The 2934-nt window shown below is 60.0% G+C and carries 3 protein-coding genes; all 3 read left to right on the top strand.

All coding sequences use genetic code 11. The features are described 5' to 3' along the window. Positions 1–336 precede the first annotated feature (336 nt). On the top strand, positions 337–1128 hold the full coding sequence (phhA, locus tag ACSFE6_RS31285) for a phenylalanine 4-monooxygenase (RefSeq protein ID WP_435431230.1): 792 nt from the start codon (positions 337–339) through the stop codon (positions 1126–1128). A gap of 118 nt (positions 1129–1246) precedes the next feature. Then, positions 1247–1603, top strand: a complete 357-nt coding sequence (locus ACSFE6_RS31280; protein WP_435431229.1) for a 4a-hydroxytetrahydrobiopterin dehydratase — start codon at positions 1247–1249, stop codon at positions 1601–1603. Next, complete coding sequence (locus ACSFE6_RS31275) at positions 1603–2796, top strand: amino acid aminotransferase (RefSeq protein WP_435431228.1); 1194 nt, start codon at positions 1603–1605, stop codon at positions 2794–2796. Before ACSFE6_RS31280 ends, ACSFE6_RS31275 begins: the two co-directional genes overlap by 1 nt. The last annotated feature ends 138 nt before the right edge of the window (positions 2797–2934 follow it).

Below are 2934 nucleotides of genomic sequence, written 5' to 3'. Positions count from 1 at the left end.
CCTTGTGGGGGCTTGCTTTCTCGCAGAATTTTTTTTTCTGGGCCGTTGATGCTGGATTTGCCGACGCCTTCGCGAGCAGGCTCGCTCCCACAGGAATTATTTTCTACTGAGGTACGCAGATAATCGTCAAGATTATGTGACAGTGCAAAGGCTTTTCCCACCCGACAATCTCAATAACTGCGCGACAACCGCCGTGACGTAACGAAAAATTTACGATTTTAGCGAGACTTTCCTGCGCATGCCGCCCTGAACCCGCTGCAAAGCCACAAGCCATGGAGTATTTCTAAAGCCATAGCAGCACATAACAAGAACGAATTCCCCTAGCAGGAGAGCAGTATGAAGCAGACGCAATACGTGGCTCGTGAGCCCGATGCGCAAGGTTTTATCGACTACCCCGCTGAAGAACACGCGGTGTGGAACACGCTGATCACTCGCCAGATGAAAGTGATCGAAGGGCGTGCGTGCCAGGAATACCTGGACGGCATCGAAAAACTCGGTCTGCCCCACGACCGCATTCCGCAACTGGGCGAGATCAACAAGGTCCTTGGTGAAACCACCGGCTGGCAGGTCGCCCGAGTCCCCGCGCTGATTCCCTTCCAGACCTTTTTTGAATTGCTCGCCAGCAAGCAGTTTCCAGTGGCAACCTTCATTCGTACCCGCGAAGAGCTGGACTATCTGCAAGAGCCGGACATCTTCCATGAGATCTTCGGCCACTGCCCGCTGCTGACCAACCCTTGGTTCGCCGAATTCACCCACACCTACGGCAAACTCGGCCTGCAGGCATCCAAGGAAGAACGCGTGTACCTGGCGCGCCTGTACTGGATGACCATCGAGTTCGGCCTGCTCGAAACGCCGCAAGGCCATCGCATCTATGGTGGCGGCATCCTGTCCTCCCCGAAAGAAACCGTGTACAGCCTGTCCGGCGAGCCTGAGCATCAGGCGTTCGATCCGCTGGAATGCATGCGCACGCCGTACCGCATCGACATCCTGCAGCCCCTGTACTTCGTCTTGCCGAACCTCAAGCGCCTGTTCGACCTGGCCCACGAAGACATCATGGGCATGGTCAAGCAAGCCATGCAGATGGGCCTGCACGCACCGAAATTTCCGCCAAAACCCAAAGCCGCCTGAACCGCTGCTTTTACGATCAAGTGAGTCTGTCAGAAAGCCGCGCTTTGCTTTAGCGTGGTGGCATTTAATCCAGATGCATGACAGCTGATTACCATTTACTCGATTTCAGGAATCCATCATGTCCACATTGAACCAAGCCCACTGCGAAGCCTGCCGCGCCGATGCCCCGCAAGTCAGCGACGAGGAGCTGCCGATCCTGATCAAGCAGATCCCGGACTGGAACATCGAAGTACGCGACAGCATCCTGCAGCTGGAAAAAGTCTTCCTGTTCAAGAATTTCAAGCACGCCCTGGCGTTCACCAACGCGGTTGGCGAGATCTCCGAGGCCGAAGGTCACCACCCGGGCCTGCTGACCGAGTGGGGCAAAGTCACCGTGACCTGGTGGAGCCACTCGATCAAGGGCCTGCACCGCAACGACTTCATCATGGCCGCGCGCACTGACGAAGTGGCCAAGACTGCAGAAGGACGCAAGTAATGCACTTCGACGCCATTGGCCGGGTGCCCGGCGATCCGATCCTCGGCCTGATGGAGGCCTATGCGCAGGATCCGAACCCGCGCAAGTTCGACCTTGGCGTCGGTGTCTACAAGGATGCCCTGGGCCAGACGCCAATCCTTGAGTCGGTGAAACTGGCCGAGGCGCGCCTGGTGGAGGGTCAAAGCACCAAGACCTACATTGGCGGTCATGGCGAACCGGCGTTCGGCAAGGTCATCAATGAGCTGGTGCTCGGCGCTGACTCAACACTGATCCGCGACAAACGTGCCGGCGCCACCCAGACCCCGGGCGGCACAGGTGCGCTGCGTTTGAGCGCGGACTTCATCGCCCAGTGCCTGCCAGGCCGTGGCGTGTGGCTGAGCAATCCGACCTGGCCGATCCACGAAACCATTTTCGCCACGGCCGGGGTCAAGGTCAGTCACTACCCGTACGTGGGCAGCGACAACCGTCTCGACGTCGACGCGATGCTCGCGGTACTCAATGACGCACCCAAGGGTGACGTGGTGCTGCTGCACGCCTGCTGCCACAACCCGACCGGGTTCGATCTGTCCCACGACGACTGGCGCCGTGTGCTGGAAGTCGTGCGCCAGCGCGAATTGCTGCCACTGATCGACTTCGCCTATCAGGGCTTTGGCGATGGGCTGGAGCAGGACGCCTGGTCAACCCGGCTGTTCGCCGCCGAGTTGCCGGAAGTCCTGATCACCAGTTCCTGTTCAAAAAACTTCGGCCTGTACCGCGACCGCACCGGTGCGCTGATTGTCTGCGCGAAGACCGCTGAGAAGCTGGTGGATATTCGCAGCCAATTGGCCAACATCGCCCGCAACCTGTGGTCGACTCCACCGGATCATGGCGCCGCCGTGGTGGCGACCATCCTTGGCGATCCGCAACTGAAACAGCTGTGGACCGACGAAGTGGAAGCCATGCGCTTGCGCATTGCCCAATTGCGCAGCGGTCTGCTGGACGCGTTGGAAAACTACGGGTTGCGCGAGCGCTTTGCGCACATTGGTGTGCAGCGCGGGATGTTTTCCTACACTGGCTTGACGCCGGATCAAGTCAAACAGCTGCGCGATCATCACAGTGTGTACATGGTCGGTACCGGACGGGCGAACGTGGCGGGGATTGATGCCACGCGCCTGGATCTGCTGGCCGAGGCGATTGCCAAGGTCTGCCAGTAACCATCAATCATTGCAGATCCCTTTGTGGGGGGGGGGGGGGGGGGGGGGGGGGGGGGGGGGGGGGGGGGGGGGGGGGGGGGGGGGGGGGGGGGGGGGGGGGGGGGGGGTGTGGGGGGGGGGTGGGGTTGTGTTTTTTTT

This window comes from Pseudomonas baetica, from assembly GCF_051216495.1.
GTDB lineage: Bacteria > Pseudomonadota > Gammaproteobacteria > Pseudomonadales > Pseudomonadaceae > Aquipseudomonas > Aquipseudomonas baetica_B.
Note: the sequence above shows the minus strand (reverse complement) of the source record. Positions and strands in the feature narration are given on the sequence as shown.

Excerpts from the sequence above, each read along its gene's own strand:
- phhA (WP_435431230.1), top strand. The coding sequence starts at position 337 with ATGAAGCAGACGCAATACGTGGCTCGTGAGCCCGATGCGCAAGGTTTT.
- ACSFE6_RS31280 (WP_435431229.1), top strand. The coding sequence starts at position 1,247 with ATGTCCACATTGAACCAAGCCCACTGCGAAGCCTGCCGCGCCGATGCC.
- ACSFE6_RS31275 (WP_435431228.1), top strand. The coding sequence starts at position 1,603 with ATGCACTTCGACGCCATTGGCCGGGTGCCCGGCGATCCGATCCTCGGC.